The 17025-nt window shown below is 37.7% G+C and carries 18 protein-coding genes; 15 read left to right on the top strand and 3 right to left on the bottom strand.

Annotated elements, in window-relative coordinates:
- The first annotated feature begins 36 nt into the window (after window positions 1-36).
- The 6 genes from I858_RS08080 to I858_RS08055 all read left to right on the top strand — a co-directional run bounded on the left by I858_RS08080 (window position 37) and on the right by I858_RS08055 (window position 4332).
- Window positions 37-765 (top strand): hypothetical protein, encoded by a 729-nt coding sequence (locus I858_RS08080; RefSeq protein WP_065524838.1) that lies wholly within the window; start codon window positions 37-39, stop codon window positions 763-765.
- A gap of 46 nt (window positions 766-811) precedes the next feature.
- A complete protein-coding gene (locus I858_RS08075) occupies window positions 812-1024 on the top strand; it encodes a hypothetical protein (RefSeq protein WP_065524839.1) in 213 nt (70 codons plus the stop codon).
- Between the two features lie 318 nt (window positions 1025-1342).
- On the top strand, window positions 1343-2221 hold the full coding sequence (locus tag I858_RS08070) for a phosphotransferase (RefSeq protein WP_065524840.1): 879 nt from the start codon (window positions 1343-1345) through the stop codon (window positions 2219-2221).
- A 121-nt stretch (window positions 2222-2342) separates the two neighbouring features.
- Entirely contained in the window at window positions 2343-2852 is a 510-nt protein-coding gene (locus I858_RS08065; RefSeq protein ID WP_065524841.1) for a CueP family metal-binding protein, read from the top strand.
- A 190-nt stretch (window positions 2853-3042) separates the two neighbouring features.
- On the top strand, window positions 3043-3303 hold the full coding sequence (locus I858_RS08060) for a hypothetical protein (protein ID WP_065524842.1): 261 nt from the start codon (window positions 3043-3045) through the stop codon (window positions 3301-3303).
- 726 nt (window positions 3304-4029) lie between these two features.
- The gene (locus I858_RS08055) at window positions 4030-4332 is read left to right on the top strand and encodes a hypothetical protein (protein WP_157886495.1); all 303 of its coding nucleotides are present in this window, start codon (window positions 4030-4032) and stop codon (window positions 4330-4332) included.
- A gap of 300 nt (window positions 4333-4632) precedes the next feature.
- Here the strand turns inward: I858_RS08055 and I858_RS17355 are convergent, their stop codons facing one another.
- On the bottom strand, window positions 4633-4779 hold the full coding sequence (locus I858_RS17355; RefSeq protein ID WP_239457263.1) for a TlpA disulfide reductase family protein: 147 nt from the start codon (window positions 4777-4779) through the stop codon (window positions 4633-4635).
- 776 nt (window positions 4780-5555) lie between these two features.
- Here I858_RS17355 and I858_RS08045 point away from each other — a divergent pair.
- A complete protein-coding gene (locus tag I858_RS08045; RefSeq protein ID WP_065524844.1) occupies window positions 5556-7562 on the top strand; it encodes a heavy metal translocating P-type ATPase in 2007 nt (668 codons plus the stop codon).
- Between the two features lie 64 nt (window positions 7563-7626).
- Here I858_RS08045 and I858_RS08040 read toward each other — a convergent pair whose 3' ends face one another.
- Window positions 7627-8718 carry an FAD-dependent oxidoreductase gene (locus I858_RS08040; RefSeq protein WP_065524845.1) on the bottom strand — a complete coding sequence of 364 codons (1092 nt, stop codon included), beginning with the start codon at window positions 8716-8718 and terminating at the stop codon, window positions 7627-7629.
- A gap of 16 nt (window positions 8719-8734) precedes the next feature.
- Window positions 8735-9316 (bottom strand): CDP-alcohol phosphatidyltransferase family protein, encoded by a 582-nt coding sequence (locus tag I858_RS08035; RefSeq protein WP_065524846.1) that lies wholly within the window; start codon window positions 9314-9316, stop codon window positions 8735-8737.
- Between the two features lie 164 nt (window positions 9317-9480).
- Between I858_RS08035 and I858_RS08030 the strand changes: the two genes are divergently transcribed.
- From I858_RS08030 to I858_RS08000, 8 genes are all read left to right on the top strand, one after another.
- Window positions 9481-11364, top strand: a complete 1884-nt coding sequence (locus I858_RS08030; RefSeq protein ID WP_065524847.1) for an FAD-dependent oxidoreductase — start codon at window positions 9481-9483, stop codon at window positions 11362-11364.
- A 133-nt stretch (window positions 11365-11497) separates the two neighbouring features.
- The gene (locus I858_RS08025; protein ID WP_239457244.1) at window positions 11498-12019 is read left to right on the top strand and encodes a TVP38/TMEM64 family protein; all 522 of its coding nucleotides are present in this window, start codon (window positions 11498-11500) and stop codon (window positions 12017-12019) included.
- 35 nt (window positions 12020-12054) lie between these two features.
- A complete protein-coding gene (locus tag I858_RS17350) occupies window positions 12055-12636 on the top strand; it encodes a type 2 periplasmic-binding domain-containing protein (protein ID WP_239457243.1) in 582 nt (193 codons plus the stop codon).
- On the top strand, window positions 12549-13301 hold the full coding sequence (locus I858_RS17345; protein WP_239457241.1) for an ABC transporter substrate-binding protein: 753 nt from the start codon (window positions 12549-12551) through the stop codon (window positions 13299-13301). Before I858_RS17350 ends, I858_RS17345 begins: the two co-directional genes overlap by 88 nt.
- Window positions 13285-14169, top strand: coding sequence for an ABC transporter permease (locus tag I858_RS08015; protein ID WP_065524848.1), 885 nt, complete (start codon window positions 13285-13287; stop codon window positions 14167-14169). Before I858_RS17345 ends, I858_RS08015 begins: the two co-directional genes overlap by 17 nt.
- Window positions 14169-14999 (top strand): ABC transporter permease, encoded by an 831-nt coding sequence (locus I858_RS08010; RefSeq protein WP_065524849.1) that lies wholly within the window; start codon window positions 14169-14171, stop codon window positions 14997-14999. The genes I858_RS08015 and I858_RS08010 overlap by 1 nt, the downstream gene beginning before the upstream one ends.
- Window positions 14996-16075, top strand: a complete 1080-nt coding sequence (locus I858_RS08005) for an ABC transporter ATP-binding protein (protein WP_065524850.1) — start codon at window positions 14996-14998, stop codon at window positions 16073-16075. The genes I858_RS08010 and I858_RS08005 overlap by 4 nt, the downstream gene beginning before the upstream one ends.
- Before the next feature lie 175 nt (window positions 16076-16250).
- Window positions 16251-16598: an ArsR/SmtB family transcription factor gene (locus tag I858_RS08000; protein ID WP_065524851.1), complete on the top strand. Its 348-nt coding sequence runs from the start codon at window positions 16251-16253 to the stop codon at window positions 16596-16598.
- Window positions 16599-17025: the final 427 nt, after the last annotated feature.

Raw genomic sequence — 17025 nt, 5'->3', positions numbered from 1 at the left:
TTTAACTATTACTAGATTGCAATAGGAGGTATTAAATTGAAAATAGGGATTGGCATTTTAGTTGTAGTGCTTGGTGCATCAGTGTATTCGCTTTGGCCAAAAGCAAGCGTTGAAATACCCGTCGTTGTCTCAGCACAATTGAATGAAGAAAATAATACAATTTCGATATCCTATATCACTACAAAAAAAGACGAAACATATTTAATGAGTGCTGAAGTAGATGGTGAAATATTTTATCCTGCTAAAAATTCTGATAAAGAGAACGCAGAAAGCGTGCCTACTAAAAATCTCTTAAGCCAGCAAGGATATCAATTGAGAGAAGATGTTATAAAGCTGACAGAAAACGAAATAGATCATTTTGATCAAATGGGCCATACGCTTCTTGTTGCGATTTCATACAAAGACTATGCACCAATTGAAACAATTCTTATTGTATTGAAAGAAAATGAAGCAGCACAAGGAGTCATAAAAGAAGATGTTTTAAACTACACATTTATCGCACCAGAGCCGATGTCAATAACAACAATTGGTCATTATGACTCAGTCGCAACATTAGGTTACTTACAAAATGATAAAGAGCCGAAATTCCCAATCCAATTAGAACAAGGAGAAACTATAGACATCCAATTCAGTCCACCTTACAATTTAGCATCGAATGATGAACTTTTGTTAGAGATTGAAACAGTCGATGGAAAATATTACAGGAGACATTTAAAGACTACTCTGAATGTACCAGAAAATTATTTAAAACAATTAGTACCTTAAAATCAATAGAATGGAAAAACTACGCTTTATGAAAGGGTGAAGACAAATGCATTTTAAAATTGCATCATCGAAATGGAAATGGACGGTGCCTACATTTCTTCTAATTCCTTTGGTGATTTTGTTATTGATGGCTTCCCAAAGTTATTTTAATGCTGCTGAAATTGATTTATTAATAGAACAAGCTGAGAAGTACGGTCATGAATACGAAATTGTGATCCATAATCAATTAACAAATGCTTATAGCTTTACTATCAATTGAATCAAAGAAATAAATAAGGAAAAGGAATATTTTCTCCTTTTCCTCATTTATTTCTACTAAGTATTTATAAGCAACCTATAATCCAACGCAGTAAACAAAACATTTTTTAGTTGGAAGATTTTTATAAACTGTATTCAAAAAATTTTTATTACTTTCTATGAAAAATATCAAGTTCTGCTCATTTAGTAGAAAAATTAACACACGGAACCTTTGGAGCAACAATTGTCCGGCATACCTTTACGGCGTTTACAAGGTTATATAAATTTAATTGTGTTAAAAATCCACAAAACAGTAAAATGGACGTAAGGAGTTGATTGAGTGATCTATCGTGTGCTTGAAAAGTTTAATCTGCAACCACTTTCAATCAATGGAGTTGAAGATTCTTTTAGTTCAGTTGTGTATAAATGTAGATTGAGTGAAGATGAAAATGTTTATGTGAAAATCCCATACACAAAGCAAAAGTATCAACGAGAATTAGAGGCCTATGTCATACTAGAAGGAAGCGTTTCCATTCCGCATATGCTTGACTTCTGGCCTGGAGATGATAGGTGTCCAGGAGCTTTTTTGCTGTCTGAACTAAAAGGAAAGCCATTAACTCGAGATGCATCTCCAGCAGTTGCTTTTCAAGTTGGCGTTTTGCATGCGAACTTGCATAGTATTCAACTTGATTCTGATTATGAACTAACAAGTATAAAAAATGAATTTCCTAATTGGATGATTTTTATTGAAACGCAATTCTTTAGTTTTGCTAAAGACGTAAAAGAAATGATTGATGCGGATTTGTATATGCGAAGCATAAACAAGTTTCATGATATGAAAAGTGGATTACCTGCTGTTGACGGACCCAGTTTTGTGCATATGGATTTTCGACCTGCAAATATTATAGTGGATAAAGAAAAGGTGACAGGGGTTATTGACTTTGAAAGTGTTCGTTTTGGTTCAATAGAAATCGATTTCACAAAATTGAATCGAGATTTTTTAAGCTTCAACCCGCTATTGTACCAAGCGTACGAAAGAGGCTACAATAGTGTAAGACCACTACTAGATTTGGAGGTAGTGCTTCCTTTTTATCAATTTATTGATGCTTTTAATAGTATCGGCTGGTGCAGACGTCGAGGCCTAGCAAAAAATGCTCAGTTTTTCGATGAAAACTTAGCTCTTTTAAAAAAAATTATGCAACAAGACAATATCTATTGAACCATCCGGAATTTTGTTTGTAAATGTGAAACGGCGGTTTCTAGCTTCACAAAGTTGAGACAAAATCGAGACTACTGATGCTTTAAACTTGGTATAGTAAAAAGAGTGAGGGGGAATTATTATGAAGTTAAAATCTTTTGTGATGGCAATTGGCTTATTGGCAATTTTGTCAGGCTGTTCAACAACGAGCGAAGAGTCTAGTGAAAAAGAGGTAAAAGAACGTGTAACGGAACTAAGTGCAAGTCAACTTGTAGACTCAGCATCTATTGATGACAAAAAACTAATCATTGAAGATAAAGGTGAAAAAACTTCCTATGCTTTGCCTGAAGAAGATTTTTTTGTTTCGGTAGCTCCGTATGAAACATACACACATCCATGTGAAGTGCATAGCTTAACCGGGTGTCAAGGTGAACTAACGGAAAAAGAAATGAATGTAACAATTACCGATGCTGAAGGCAATGTGCATGTGGATGATGTTGTTCCTACACTTGAAAATGGGTTTATGGATTTTTGGCTGCCGCGAAATGAGACATACGTAATAAAAGTAGAATACGAAGGGAAGAAAACAGAGTATGAATTTTCAACTTTTGAAGGCGATTCAACTTGTCTGACGGAGCTTGCATTAACATAAGTATATAAAAAGTGTTGTCCTTTTATCAATTAATGTGGCAACGCTTTTTTGCGAATAAACATATTCACTAATTCACTAATGCATTTTAATGAATGAGAGGCGAGATTAGAATGTACTTAAACGTTTTAAGACCACTTATTAGGGAATACCATAGAATGACGATAAACTTTATGAAAGGAAGCTGAGTGTAATGGGTAAATTCACGAAAGTAGTTGGAGCGGCTGGTGTCGTTGCAAGTACAGTGTATCTTTCAAAAAGTAAAAATAGAAAAAAAATAAAAGGCCACTTAAATCGAGCTATGAAGAATTTAGATACCGAATATGTGAAAGAACTAGGTAAACCAATAGACATGGATGATTCTGAAATGGTCGACGAAGGTGCTTTAACAAGCGTTCAATATTATAACGAGTTGCAGCAGAAAGCTAAAAACGCAGATGACTTAAAAAAATAAGATGAGAAAAACCATCCTCTAGAAAATAGAGGATGGTTTTTTAATTTTATTAATTAACGAATAATAATCTATACATGAAAATACAGACTTTTTAGAAAATATAAGAGATAATGAAAATACTAGTAATGATTCCACAAAAAAACGTTCTTCTTAAAGAATACGAAAATCAGAAAGGAATGAGAAGTTGAAAAAAATATGCGTACTGTTGATGTGTTTTTTATTATCCGCATGTAGCTTAAGTTCTAAATCTCCTAGTATTGAACAAGTCGATGAAGTACCGAAAGCACTATAAGAACAGTTAGATCCGTCAGACACGCTCCAACTCGCAACACAAAAAGAAAAAATATACTACATTGTATACCAGTCAGCTGATACCGTGACAGTAACTGTTGAAAAGCAAGGCAATAAATTAAATGTAAAACTTAAAAAAATTCTAAAAATAATAATGGAGTAGAATCCTATATATTCAAGTTAAACGTAGATAAAAATAGTGAGACGATTGATGTATTTGTAGAAGAACAATCGATTCCGATCGATAACATGATTCTTTACTGATTTAACATTGTGAATTTTGCGAATAGGACTGTGTAAGCGATTTTATAGTCTAAATGTATTTAAATTTAAGGTAACAAATAAAAAATAATAAGATTTATAACGTATTTCAAAAAAAGTTGATAAGGAATAATCTTATGATTTATAGGCATAAAACTAGAGGATGGGATGAATGTGAAAAATAGCATTATTGGCGGGGTTGGTGTTTTATCGGGTATTACTTTGTTCGGATTTACTTTAGTTGCTGCATCGATATATGCGCTGGAGTTATCTTCGATTGGCTATTCCCGACAATTTGGTTTATATGGCTCAGCATTAATAGAAATTGGAATCGTTCCTTTGATTATAAGTGCAACTTTATTCATCACCGGCTTAGGGTTCTTTTATAAAAATGTAGACAAAGAATGGAAATCAAAATACTTTTTAGTTGAAGAAACGTTAAATGGACAAGTTAGAAAAGAAGATACCAAAAAATAATTCCGTATGCGCAAAGTAAAAAGGCCACTATTTTAGCAAAACATTATTTCACCAGACTAAAACGCCTTCGAACTGGACAGTATTCAACTATATCTATCAAAGGCGCTTTATTTTCACCAAAGACCAAACAGACGTTATTAATCGATAACGTCTGTTTGGTCTTTCACAATTTGTTTATCCATAGGTCCATCGATTTTCTGAGTGACTTCGCCTTTGGTATTTAAAATGAATGTCGTGGTACCGTACGAACGTGATAGGCTTGAGCAACGCTTCCAGTTTTGTCTATTGGTATCGCGAAAGTTAATCCAAATTCATCAATAAAAGATTGAATTGCTGCATATGTGGCATTTCAGCTCGACAAGGTAAACACCGCGTTGCCCAAAAATTCAGAATAACTTTTTTGCTACGGTAGTCAGATAGCCGAACTGTTTTATCATTTTGATCGATTGAGGTAAAGTCAGGAGATACTGCGCCTTGAGAAAAAGCCTGATTTTAGCCATTTGTAGAAGCAGTAAGTACTGTAGAGTCAGATGCGGTTTCATCTTCTGAAAAGAAATTAATCGCCATGATAGCAATACCTGCTAAAAGTAAAATACCGAATAGTAATTTTTTTAGTATAAACGCGTCCCTTTCTGTTCAAAAAGATTGTAAAGAATAGTTGTTGTAATCGTTAGTAAAATATATGTACCGTTTCGCCATGAAAAGAGCGAGTAGAATACACTCAAAATCAATAATTCTACTGTAAATAATACTGCAAGCAATAAGCTAGTAGGAACGTCAGCTCGATTAACAAGTAAACGAATGCTAAAAACACTTACAAGTAGCAGGTACAGTTAAATGAAATATCGGCACATAACTCACAGTGACTCTTCTGTTCGAATCTTTTTTCCTCAAAACATCTCCGCTATATTAGAATATAAACACTCACCAGACCTCATCATGGCTGAAAGTATGATTTTTTCATGTTTCTTAGTTGATTGTGGTGAAAAGTTTAACTTTACTTTGAAAGAAAGCAAAATAAAGTTAGCTAGTTAAGCAAAGACGCAAATCTGCACAAAAAATCAAAACTTTTCAGTTAAACTTACTCTACACTTCTTTGATTAGATTAAATTTAATGTAACAAATTAAAAGTAAGGAGAAAAAAGTTATGAAAGACACTTACTTTAGCTTCAATTTCTCTAATCCCCATGCTGGATTTGTAAGCTAACAAAGGAGAGGATTATATGAGTTCAGATGAAATGCACCATGATCATGAAAAACATTCAAAGCACGATCATCAAGGACATGGCGGACACGATAATATGGTAGAAGACTTTAAAAAGCGCTTTTTTGTATCCTTAATTTTAATGCTTCCGATATTGGCATTATCTCCTATGATTCAAATGTTTTTAGGTGTAGACTGGCGTTTTGACAATGATCTGTATGTCTTATTTGTGTTATCAACCGTTGTTTTCTTTTACGGAGGCTGGCCTTTCTTAACGGGTGGGATTCGCGAGTTAAAAGAAAAAAATCCCGGCATGATGATGTTGATTGCCTTAGCAATTACGATTGCTTACGGTTATAGCACCATGGTGGTGTTTGGATGGAATGGCAATCAATTGTATTGGGAGCTTGCCACGCTAGTTGTTATTATGTTGCTTGGGCACTGGATTGAAATGCGTTCTATCATGGGCGCTTCTAATGCTCTAGAAGAGTTGATTCAACTCATGCCAAGCGAAGCACATAAACTAGATGAAAATAACGAAGTTCAAGATGTGCCATTAGCTGAAATTCAAAACCAAGATCGGTTGCTCGTGAAGCCGGGTGAAAAAATCCCTGTAGATGGACTAATTATTGAAGGGAAATCAACGATTGACGAATCCATGTTAACGGGTGAATCGCTGCCGATCGATAAAGACGAAGGCGATCAAGTAATTGGTGGTTCGGTGAATAAAGAAGGTTCTTTAGTAGTAGAAGTAGAGAAAACAGGAGATGCATCTTATTTATCTCAAGTAGTTAAAATGGTAAAAGAAGCACAAGAATCAAAATCAAGAACACAAGATTTAACCAATCGTGCAGCGAAATGGCTATTTTACGTAGCTATAGTCGCAGGTCTAGTTACGTTTACCGTTTGGATGTTACTTGGTTACTCTGTAGACACTGCAGTAGAGCGTATGGTAACAGTTATGGTTATTACTTGCCCGCATGCGTTAGGACTAGCTGCACCGCTTGTTGTAGCCGTTTCAACTTCGATTGCAGCTAAAAACGGATTGTTAATTCGCAATCGTGTCGGTTTCGAATATGCACGAAATTTAAATGCGATTGTTTTTGATAAGACAGGGACATTAACAAAAGGAGAATTTGGTGTGACTAACATCGTACCAAGTGGTGAGTATACAAAAGACGAAGTGCTGCAGTTTGCGGCGGCTATTGAACAAAATTCAGAGCACCCTATTGCAACAGGTGTTGTGAATTCTGCAAAAGAGCGAGGACTTAAACTAAAACAAGTGACAAATTTTGAATCGATTGCTGGAAAAGGAATTCAAGGCCAAGTTGAAAGTGTGAAAATTAATGTAGTCAGTCCAGGTTATGTCAATGATCAAAATCTTAGTTATGATACAGACCATTTTAACGAGCTCTCAGAAGAAGGAAAAACGGTTGTATTTGTGTTAATGGAAGATCAATTGATTGGTATGGTGGCGCTTGCTGACATTGTTCGTGAAACTGCGAAAGAAGCTATTGCAGTTTTAAAAGAGCAAGGCATTCATCCTATTATGCTCACAGGTGACAATAAGAAAGTGGCAGATTGGGTAGCAAAACAAGTTGGCATCGACGAAGTATACGCGGAAGTTTTGCCAGACGATAAAGCCAATCAAATTAAAAAAATTAAAGATAAAGGATGGAAAGTAGCGATGACGGGAGATGGTGTCAATGACGCACCCGCTCTCGCAACGGCAAACCTTGGAATTGCCATTGGAGCGGGTACGGATGTTGCGATGGAAACAGCAGATGTCATATTGGTCAAAAGCAATCCTCATGATGTCGTTACGTTGATCGATTTATCCAAAAAAACATACCGGAAAATGATACAAAATTTATGGTGGGCATCTGGATACAATATCTTTGCTATTCCGTTAGCTGCAGGTGTGTTAGCTCCTTGGGGTATTATCGTCAGTCCCGCCATCGGTGCGGTTCTCATGAGTTTAAGTACGATCATTGTGGCTATTAATGCGAAACTGTTAAAAGCTTAATATACGTTGATCTTTAGTTTTTTGAAAAATAGTCCTCGTTGAGCATTGCTCAACGAGGACTATTTTATTCATATATAGTTTTAAACCGCTTCATAAACTTTTTATCAATGTATTGTTTTATTTTCCAGGGCCACTTGCCGTGGAAAAGATGGTTACCATAAGAGAGAAATGCTTCGCCATCACCTGTCGAAAGAATTGAAACAAATCTTTTTTGCGGTGTAAATCTGACCAATTCACCTTTACTTAAGCTCTTTTTTAAATTTTCCCAAAGGATAGGACCTTGTCGAACAGCGTATACTCCATTTTTAGCAAGCGCAGGGTATTGATCAATGGTGATACAATCTCCAGCACCAAAAATAGCAGCGTGTTGGAGGCTTTGTAGTTTTTCATTGACCAACAAAAACCCATCAGTATCTGTTGACAAACCTGAACGTTCGAACAGCGCTGCACTTTTAGGCCCCGTTAGCCACAATACGGCTGATTGTGGGTAAGTCTTCTTATGACTCGTTGTAACAGTAACATTATCGATTGTATCGACCGAAACGTTTGATGTAAAAGGTAATGCTTTTTGTCTGGCAATGGCTTCAATTTTTTTCGACGCTAGATCACCAAGAGTACTTAAAAGTGGCGTCGAACTAAATAACGCTACATTTGCAGGGAGATTGTGTTTTTTTCTCCAAGACAATATCGAAAATGCCAACTCCACGCCAGATGCACCACCACCAACTATGACGGGATGAGCAGAATCGCGAGAACGAACCAATTCCTCTGGAAATCGAAAGTTTGGCTTGATGGAGGACGCGTATTTTTGAACTGTTTCTGGCATGTCTGTACGCGAGCCAATATCAAAAGACACAAGATCGTAAGGGTAGACGACACCAGTTACACCCGTTATTTTTTTAGCATCTGCATCTATCATTTGTATACTGTCTTCTGCAAACGTAACGCCGATTTTTTCACATAGTTTTGGTAAATCGATTCGAATATCATCGAGTGTGTAAGCACCTTCTGTATACCCTGAAAACATTCCTGAATAATATTGAAAAGGAGAAGGCGAGATGAGTACAACTTGCCAATTTGTTGTGTGTGTAGTTGTTAGTTCTGCAAGGCAATGTAAGTGGGCGTGACCACCACCAACTAATATCAGTGTTTTCATTTCACACGACTCCTTTCTATTGTAGTATTCGTTTAGCTTCGGTCATACGCTGCGCGATAGTAAATAGCTGAATCGCGAAAAAAATTAAAGTAATCACTGTTAAGTATGTTGAAAAAATAATCATTAGGGTAAACAATATAAATCCTTCCGTTCTTTCAGCTAATCCTGCTTGGTAGTAAAAAGACTTGACTCCTTGTTTTTCTGCCAAAGCGCCAACTGTTAAAAAAATTGTCATGGCAATGATAATGGAAACACTGAGTAACAACAATGCCCACATTGAGTCCGGATAGCGGAAAGCCAAACCCAACACAACGCTAATCTCGACAAGACGGTCGAAACTGATATCTAGCAAAGTTCCCCAAGAAGAAGGCTTTGTTTTGCGTGCCATCGTGCCGTCGACTACATCTAAATATCCAGAAAACCATAGTGCAAACACTGCCCACATCGGCTCATTTAAGTAAATGAAAACCCCTGAAGTGATGCCGATTGCAAATGCGATTTTTGTAACCCCATTAGCGGTAAAACCCGTTTTGAGCAATGCATCCGCTGACTTCTCAACGATAGGTTGTATGTATTTTCTAGCATGTGTATCAAGCATCGGGTTCACCTTTTCGTTTTCAGACTATACTTAGTATATAATAGCATGGCACATCAAACCCGTAATTTCACTCGGTGCAGTGTATTTAAGAGTGATTAGTCGAAAAAATAACACCTTTATTGATAAGATAATAATAATTCAACAAACGAAAGGAATTGGTAATGATGGTAAAAAAATATGATATCGTAGTTTTAGGAGCTGGAGCAGCTGGACTCACTGCTGCTTTTACAGCAGCAGGATTTTCAAAAAAAGTCGTCCTCATTGATAAAAACTTACCCGGAGGCGAGTGTACGTGGTCTGGTTGTATTCCAAGTAAATCGCTGATCAATATTGCCAAAGAAGTGCATCACGCAAAAAAATACACACCTGACTTGCAAATAGACACGTCGGTTGTGTTAAACGATATTCAAGCAGTTATTCAAAAAGTATATGCAGGTGAATCGCCTGAAGTCCTGCAAAACGCTGGTATTGATTTTATGAATAGTTACGCAAAATTTGTGGGTCCTCATACACTAGAAGTAGATGGCGAAAAAATTGAAGCCAAAAAAATTATTCTCTCAACCGGCTCTTCGCCAATGGTTCCACCAATTGAAGGACTAGACCAAGTATCTTACTTAACCAATGAAACCATTTTTACGCAAAATTCTTTCCCGAAAACCATGACGATTCTTGGCGGTGGCCCAATTGGTGTTGAGCTGAGTCAAGCTTTAAACCGTATCGGCGTAAAAGTGACGCTTGTTGAAAAAGCTGAACGTATTTTATCGAATGATGAAAAAGAGTTGGTGGTAATGATTCAACAACGTCTAATCGATGAAGGAGTTACTATTCACACAGGTGCTACGGCTGTACGAGCAGAACAAAAAGGTCATACTATTGATTTGATTGTAGAAAAAGACAACACTGAAATGACGGTTACTAGTGAAGGTCTTTTAGTTGCACTAGGACGTCAAGCAAATGTTAAAGGGTATGGCTTGGAAACAGCAGGCGTCGAATACACTTCAAAAAGTATCCAAGTCGATGATCATATGGAAACAACTGCAAAAGGAATCTATGCAATTGGCGATGTCGTCGGACCATATCAATTGTCTCATATGGCAAATGCACAAGGCATTACTGCTGCACAAAACGCGATTTTGCCCATTAACAAAAAAATGGATTACGAACAGGTAACGTGGGTTACATACACAGATCCAGAACTTGGCAGATCGGGAATGTCCGAAGAACAAGCACGTAAAAAATATGGTGATTCGATACGTGTCTATGAGCAGGACTATGCTGATATCGACCGTGCGAATACAAAAAAAGACAGCATCGGCAAAGTGAAAATTGTTTTAGACAAAAAAGGCTATATTTTAGGTGCGAGTATTTTGGGAGACCGTGCTGGTGAAATCATTAGTCAAATTCAAACCATCAAATCACTGAAAATTAATATGGGCAAATTGTCAGGTGTCATTCACCCTTATCCAACCTACAGTGAAGTATTGGTGAAAATCGGAAAGAAAGTATACGTAGACAATTTACTCAACCAGCCCGTCGTAAAAGTATTTAATCAAGCAAGAGCCGGAGAACTTCCAAAAGAAAAAATTGCTATTTATGGTGCAGCGGCAGTAGCCAGTGTTGGCATTGCGAACATAGCGATTCAAAACAACCTCAAACCGAAACTAGGGATTGAAAATGGATGTTTGAAAGAAGTACCATCAACACCTAATGCTGTATCTTCCCAAACAAAAGACACCGACAAGCGAGTCCCGGCATGGCCATATAATGGCTCGAAACAACAAGCCAAAAAGAATTTGATTGGCATGCTAAAAGGATACGAAGGCGTTGAGATCAATCAAAATGATGAAAACTACGTTCATGCAGTTTTCACAACTAAAGGCTTTCGGTTTAAAGACGATATTGAATTTTACTTTAACGATGCGGCGCAACGAATTGAGTTCCGTTCAGCTTCTCGTGTAGGGTACTCCGATTGGGGCGTCAACCGACAACGTTATGACGAAATGAGAAGTCGTTATTTCAACATTTCAGCTCACCGAATAAATTCATGAAAAACATCAAGTTAAACCAGCTGCTTAAGTGGCTAATAATTGTTATATCTGTTGTTGTTCTCGTTTGGTTAAGTCGTTCGGTATTTCAAGTAGATGCCAATGATTTACGTAGCTGGATATTGTCTTTTGGTTATTGGTCACCAGCCGTTTATATGTTGATATACACAATCCGACCGCTTATTTTTTTCCCGGCATCTATTTTGTCGATTGCGGGGGGTTAGCATTTGGCGCATGGCTTGGTACACTTTATACCATTATCGGAGCTACACTAGGCGCAATGTTGTCTTTTTATGTAGCAAAAACGCTCGGTAAGAGCTTTGTTCGCAAAACGTGGACTGGCAACGTAAAAAAAATTCAATCTCAAATGGAACAAAACGGTTTTTTTTACGTGTTACTGTTTCGCTTTATTCCTGTTATTAATTTTGACTTAATCAGTTATGTTGCGGCTTTTGCGAAAGTACGTTTTTCGTCTTTTGCACTAGCTACATTGATTGGTATTATCCCTGGAACGTTTGCCTATAACTTTTTAGGTAGTAGTTTTGTTAGTGGAAACCCAAAAATTATTGTTCTTGCTGTTGCTGTTTTTGTTATTCTTACAATAGTGCCTATTATTCTACGTAATCGATGGAACAAAAAACAAGCAGTTGAGAAATGATTGTAAGTTACTCAATAGGGGTTAGGAAGTGAAAAATGAAAAAACGTCTATTGCTAATACCAAGTTTACTAGTTTTCACATTAGTTGCTTGTTCGCAACAAGTAGAAAATACAGCAGCCACCGATTCAGCAACACTTTTGTCGAGCGACTGGCAAAAAATTGCTGAATCGGCTAAAGGCAGTGAAGTCAATGTGTATATGTGGGGTGGCAACGACAACATCAACCGTTATCTGGATGAATGGGTCGCTCCGCGTTTGAAAAAAGAACACGACCTTGAGTTGAATCGTGTACCGATGAATGATTCGCAAGACATTGTCAACCAATTAGTCGATGAAAAGGCAGCGGGAAAAACAAGCGGAAGCATGGACATCATTTGGATTAATGGAGAAAATTTTAAAGTAGCAAAAGACAATGAATTGTTGTGGGGAAGCTTTACGAACAAATTGCCGAATTTTGTGGATTTTATTGACCAAGATGCACCCGAAATTGCCAATGATTTTGGTGAACCTGTTGACGGCTTAGAAGCGCCTTGGGGAAAGCCCAATTTGTGTTTGTTCACGATAAAAACAAGTCAAAAAATCCTCCGAAATCGATGGAAGAACTGGCTCAGTGGGTAGAAGCGAATCCCGGACAATTTACGTATCCCGCTCTCCCTGACTTTACTGGAAGTGCATTTGTTCGTCATGTGTTATACGAAACGACTGGGGGATACCAGCAATATCAAAAACCAGCAAATGAAATAGATGATTTGGAAGCGCGTTTAGAGCCGATGTGGCAATACTTGAACAGCATCGAACCTTACTTATGGCGCCAAGGAGAAACTTATCCCGAAAGCTTGGCCAAACAAGACCAATTGTTTGCGAGTGGTGAAATCGGTATGACAATGAGCTACGATCCAGCTCTAGCAGCAAGCGAAGTATTAAAAGGGCGATTCCCTGAATCCACTCGTACTTTTGTTTTAAATGCAGGGACACTAGCCAATACACATTTCGTGTCTATTCCATTTAATTCGACCGCGAAAGCGGGAGCTATGGTTGCAATTAATGAATTGCTGTCACCTGAAGCGCAAACGGCTAAACTATCACCAGAAAACTGGGGTGATTTGTCGGCTTTGGATTTAGGGAAATTATCGACTGAACAACAACAAACGATGAATGGTGTGGATTTAGGAGATGCAACGTTGTCGCTAGAAGAATTAGAAGCGCATCGCATTCCTGAATTGTCTTCAGATTACATCGAAATTATTGAAAAAGGATGGTTACAACATGTGGCAAAAGAATAAACCGTATCTTTTGCTGTTGCCAGCCATCGGCACCATCGTCCTCCTGTTTTTTGGAGGACTTTTTGATGGGTTTTTAAAAAGTCTCGGCTATTTCCCTGCACTCGGGGAAACAACTATTAAACTCACAGCGTACAGCAACTTATTAGGCTCCGCTGAATTTTGGACATCACTTTCTTTAACGTTACGCATCGCAGCCTTATCATCACTTTTTGCAGCTATTCTAGGTGCAGGAATCGCCATTTCTTTATTTATGTTAAATGAAACAACAAAAAAGGAAGTATCTGTTTTTTGGAATCGATTGTTTCAATTGCCGTTAACGATTCCACATCTTGTGGGCGGATATGTTATCGTCTTGTTGTTTATGCAAAGCGGCTTTGTTTCACGAGTTTTCAAAAATTTAGGTTGGATTGAGACCATCGCTGAATTTCCTGTTGTGGTGAATGATTTGTTTGGCTGGGGCATTATTTTTACTTATGCTTGGAAAGAAGCGCCTTTTATTGCACTGATGATTTATCCCGTGTTGTCGCGGATTCATCGCTCATGGCGTGATGTTGCACGTGTTTACGGTGCTAATAATTGGAATTTCGTCCAAGAAATTGTGTTACCCGCAATAGTGCCTGCTTGGACCATTGCGACATTCATCGTATTTGTCTTTACATTTTCCGCTTTTGAAGTTCCTTTTTTACTCGGTGTTACGTACCCAAGCACATTGCCAGTATACTCTTATCAATTGTATACAAGTGGCACAGTAGCAGATCGTCCTGAAGCACTTGCAGTCAATATTATTCTTGCAGCTTTAATGGTGTTATTGGGTCTAGTGGTTTATGCTTTTAGTAAACGCTGGAATGTATTAAAGGGGTGGAACTGATGCGGAAAAGTCTCTCTTTTGTTAAAGGCATGTTGTTGTTATTGGTATTCTTGATGTTTGCAGTGCCTTTTATTCCTTTGCTTTTATCTAGTTTTTCATTCGGGTGGCAGTGGCCACAGATAATACCTGAAGCTTTTAGTTTGCGTGCATGGAACTATGTGTTAACCGGTAGTTCTGGAACGTGGAAAGCGATAGGAATCAGTATTTTAATTGCATTGCTTGTTACTAGTATTAACATTTTACTAGCCATTCCGGCTGCTCACGCGCTTGTTCGTTTTAGTTTTCGTGGCAAATGGTTAATGGAAGCGATTTTGTTTGCACCAATTGTGATTCCGCCTTTTGTTGCTGTGATGGGCATCCATTTGACATTTTTGCGACTCGGATTAACAGAGACTATTTTAGGAGTTGTGCTAGCACATGTATCACCTACTTTGCCGTATGTGATACGTGCTGTCATGATTAGTTACCAAACCTTATCAGTCGATTGGGAAGATCAAGCACGTATGCTTGGTGCTGGAGCCATTCCACGTTTTTACTCAGTAGTTCTTCCACATTTGATGCCTGGAATTGTAGCAGGGGCTAGTTTAAGCGTTTTAATTTCATTGAGTCAATACTTAATCACGTTTATTATTGGTTCGGGTCAAGTCGTTACGTTGCCAATTTTGCTATTTCCATTCATAAGTGGTGGCGATCCCGCGGTAGCTTCTGCTTATTCATTATTATTTGCTGTGATGGCAATTACGTCTTTAGTAGGCTTAGATGTTTTACTGAAACTTTATTATCACCGTAAACAAATACGACAGAAAAAGGCTAAAGGAGTGATAGTATGAGTGATTTGCAAATCCTTCAAATTGAAAAACAATATCCTTATACAAAACAACATGAAAATACAGCCTTTTCTTTACAAGCTGTCAAATTGACTATTCATGAAGGTGAGTTCTTTTCTCTTCTCGGTCCATCTGGTTGTGGAAAAACCACGTTACTTAAATTAGTTGCCGGTTTGCTCGCTCCGGATAATGGAGAAATTTGGATGGGGGAACGCAATTTAACGACAGTTCCTGCAGAAACCCGTCAATTTGCGATGGTGTTTCAACAATCCTTATTATTTCCGCATATGAACGTTGAAGACAATGTTGCATTTGGATTGAAAATGCAAAAAGTCAGTAAAAAAATCCGTTTGGCTAAAGCCCATGATATGTTGGAACGTGTTGGACTTAATGGATACGGAACGCGTTTTCCAGATGTGTTAAGTGGGGGGCAACAACAACGTGTAGCATTAGCACGAGCTCTTGTAACTCAGCCTAGTGTGTTGTTAATGGATGAACCTTTTAGTGCTTTAGATCCGAGCCTACGCGAAGAAATGCGCGAATTGTTAAGTCGAATACAACAAGAGTTTCAAGTTACAGTATTATTTGTAACACACGACCGAGAAGAAGCTTTTTATCTATCTGATCGAATTGCTGTAATGAGCGATGGAGAAATATTGCAAGTGGGCAAAGCAAAAGAATTATACGAGCGCCCCGAAACAACAAAAGTGGCTTTGTTTCTTGGCTTGAAAAATAGCGTAAATGGAATTGTCGAAAACGGACAATTTATTTGTTCTGAAAAGCAGTTTAACTTTTCAATCGACACGACAACTCCTCCTGGACAGAGCCAGTTAATTCTGCGTCCTGAAACATTCCAACTCGTAACGAAGGAATCGGTTATTTCACCAGACGGAATTTGTTTACGTGGAACAGTTAATGAAATACGATTTAGTCATGGTTTTTATGTAGTGAATATACAAACAGCTGAGTATTATTTGGAATGTAATTTGAATAGCCAACAAGCATCACATATCACTGTTGGACAAGAAATAAGTTTTGGGATCGATGTGAAAGATTTGTGGGTTATTCAAAATAAATAACTTATTCATTTCATTTTTGATTAAACGGAATAATTACTCAATTTTTATTCATTCGATATTCGTATACGGTCAGTAAACAATGCAACTAGTGCATAGAGTGGCTTAGTGGCACTGTATGCGTTTTGACTAATCTAATAAACCTGTTTTACACTTATGGTAAAGGAGTGGATGTTTAATGGGGACCGTATTGAAACAATCTGCAGCTGACGTGACGACTTGTTTAAAAGCCGTCAGTGATCCCACTCGCTTAATGATGATGAAGTTGGTGGAGACTAATGAGTTATGTGTTTGCCAATTTGTTGAGATGTTTGATATGAGCCAACCAGCCATTAGTCAGCATTTACGTAAGCTAAAGCAAGCGGGGCTTGTAAAGGAAAAAAGAAGAGGACAGTGGCGATTTTACTCCATGAATAAAGAGTCGGTTCACGCTGTATTAGTAACGGATATTTTAAGCTGTATCGCTGAATCCGATCCACACCTTAAAAATTTGCGTGCTAAAGAAGTACCTGTAGATTGCTGTTAAACTTATAAGACAGTACAACACGAAACAGTGTTTAACAAAAATTTGCTAGTTTATAAGAATGCATTTTCGTGCGTTTATTGCGACGGAAAACTGATAGTGTTTGGGTATACCGAAAAGTGCCGCTGTATTAAAAATCCGGCGGCACTTTTCTACGGTTTTTGAGTTATTTGTCTATTCTGGAAACTATATTGACACAGTTCCAAACACTCTTTATACTTGCGATACAGCAGTTTAGTTAGCTTTATTTAAAGCAAAGCGCTCTTTATGCTTTTAAGTTTTTCGAAGAGTTAGGAAATAGTTAACGCGTGGTGACTTCGCCTCTATCCATTCCAATTACAAGAAATAGAGTGAGCACAGTCAGAAAAGGAAATGGAGCAAATACAAAGCGAAGAGCTGTCTTCGCTTTTCTTTATTAACCAACGACGAG

Origin of the sequence: Planococcus versutus (assembly GCF_001186155.3) — a bacterium.
GTDB lineage: Bacteria > Bacillota > Bacilli > Bacillales_A > Planococcaceae > Planococcus > Planococcus versutus.
The sequence above is the reverse complement of the archived record's forward strand: the minus strand, read 5'-3'. Positions and strand labels throughout refer to the sequence as shown.

What these genes read in the sequence shown, in the direction of transcription:
- I858_RS08035 (WP_065524846.1), bottom strand. Translation starts at nt 9,316, where the DNA reads ATGCTTGATACACATGCTAGAAAATACATACAACCTATCGTTGAGAAG.
- I858_RS17350 (WP_239457243.1), top strand. Translation starts at nt 12,055, where the DNA reads ATGAAAAAACGTCTATTGCTAATACCAAGTTTACTAGTTTTCACATTA.
- I858_RS08015 (WP_065524848.1), top strand. Translation starts at nt 13,285, where the DNA reads ATGTGGCAAAAGAATAAACCGTATCTTTTGCTGTTGCCAGCCATCGGC.
- I858_RS08000 (WP_065524851.1), top strand. Translation starts at nt 16,251, where the DNA reads ATGGGGACCGTATTGAAACAATCTGCAGCTGACGTGACGACTTGTTTA.
- I858_RS08045 (WP_065524844.1), top strand. Translation starts at nt 5,556, where the DNA reads ATGAGTTCAGATGAAATGCACCATGATCATGAAAAACATTCAAAGCAC.
- I858_RS08040 (WP_065524845.1), bottom strand. Translation starts at nt 8,718, where the DNA reads ATGAAAACACTGATATTAGTTGGTGGTGGTCACGCCCACTTACATTGC.
- I858_RS08010 (WP_065524849.1), top strand. Translation starts at nt 14,169, where the DNA reads ATGCGGAAAAGTCTCTCTTTTGTTAAAGGCATGTTGTTGTTATTGGTA.
- I858_RS08030 (WP_065524847.1), top strand. Translation starts at nt 9,481, where the DNA reads ATGGTAAAAAAATATGATATCGTAGTTTTAGGAGCTGGAGCAGCTGGA.
- I858_RS08005 (WP_065524850.1), top strand. Translation starts at nt 14,996, where the DNA reads ATGAGTGATTTGCAAATCCTTCAAATTGAAAAACAATATCCTTATACA.
- I858_RS08075 (WP_065524839.1), top strand. Translation starts at nt 812, where the DNA reads ATGCATTTTAAAATTGCATCATCGAAATGGAAATGGACGGTGCCTACA.
- I858_RS08060 (WP_065524842.1), top strand. Translation starts at nt 3,043, where the DNA reads ATGGGTAAATTCACGAAAGTAGTTGGAGCGGCTGGTGTCGTTGCAAGT.
- I858_RS08065 (WP_065524841.1), top strand. Translation starts at nt 2,343, where the DNA reads ATGAAGTTAAAATCTTTTGTGATGGCAATTGGCTTATTGGCAATTTTG.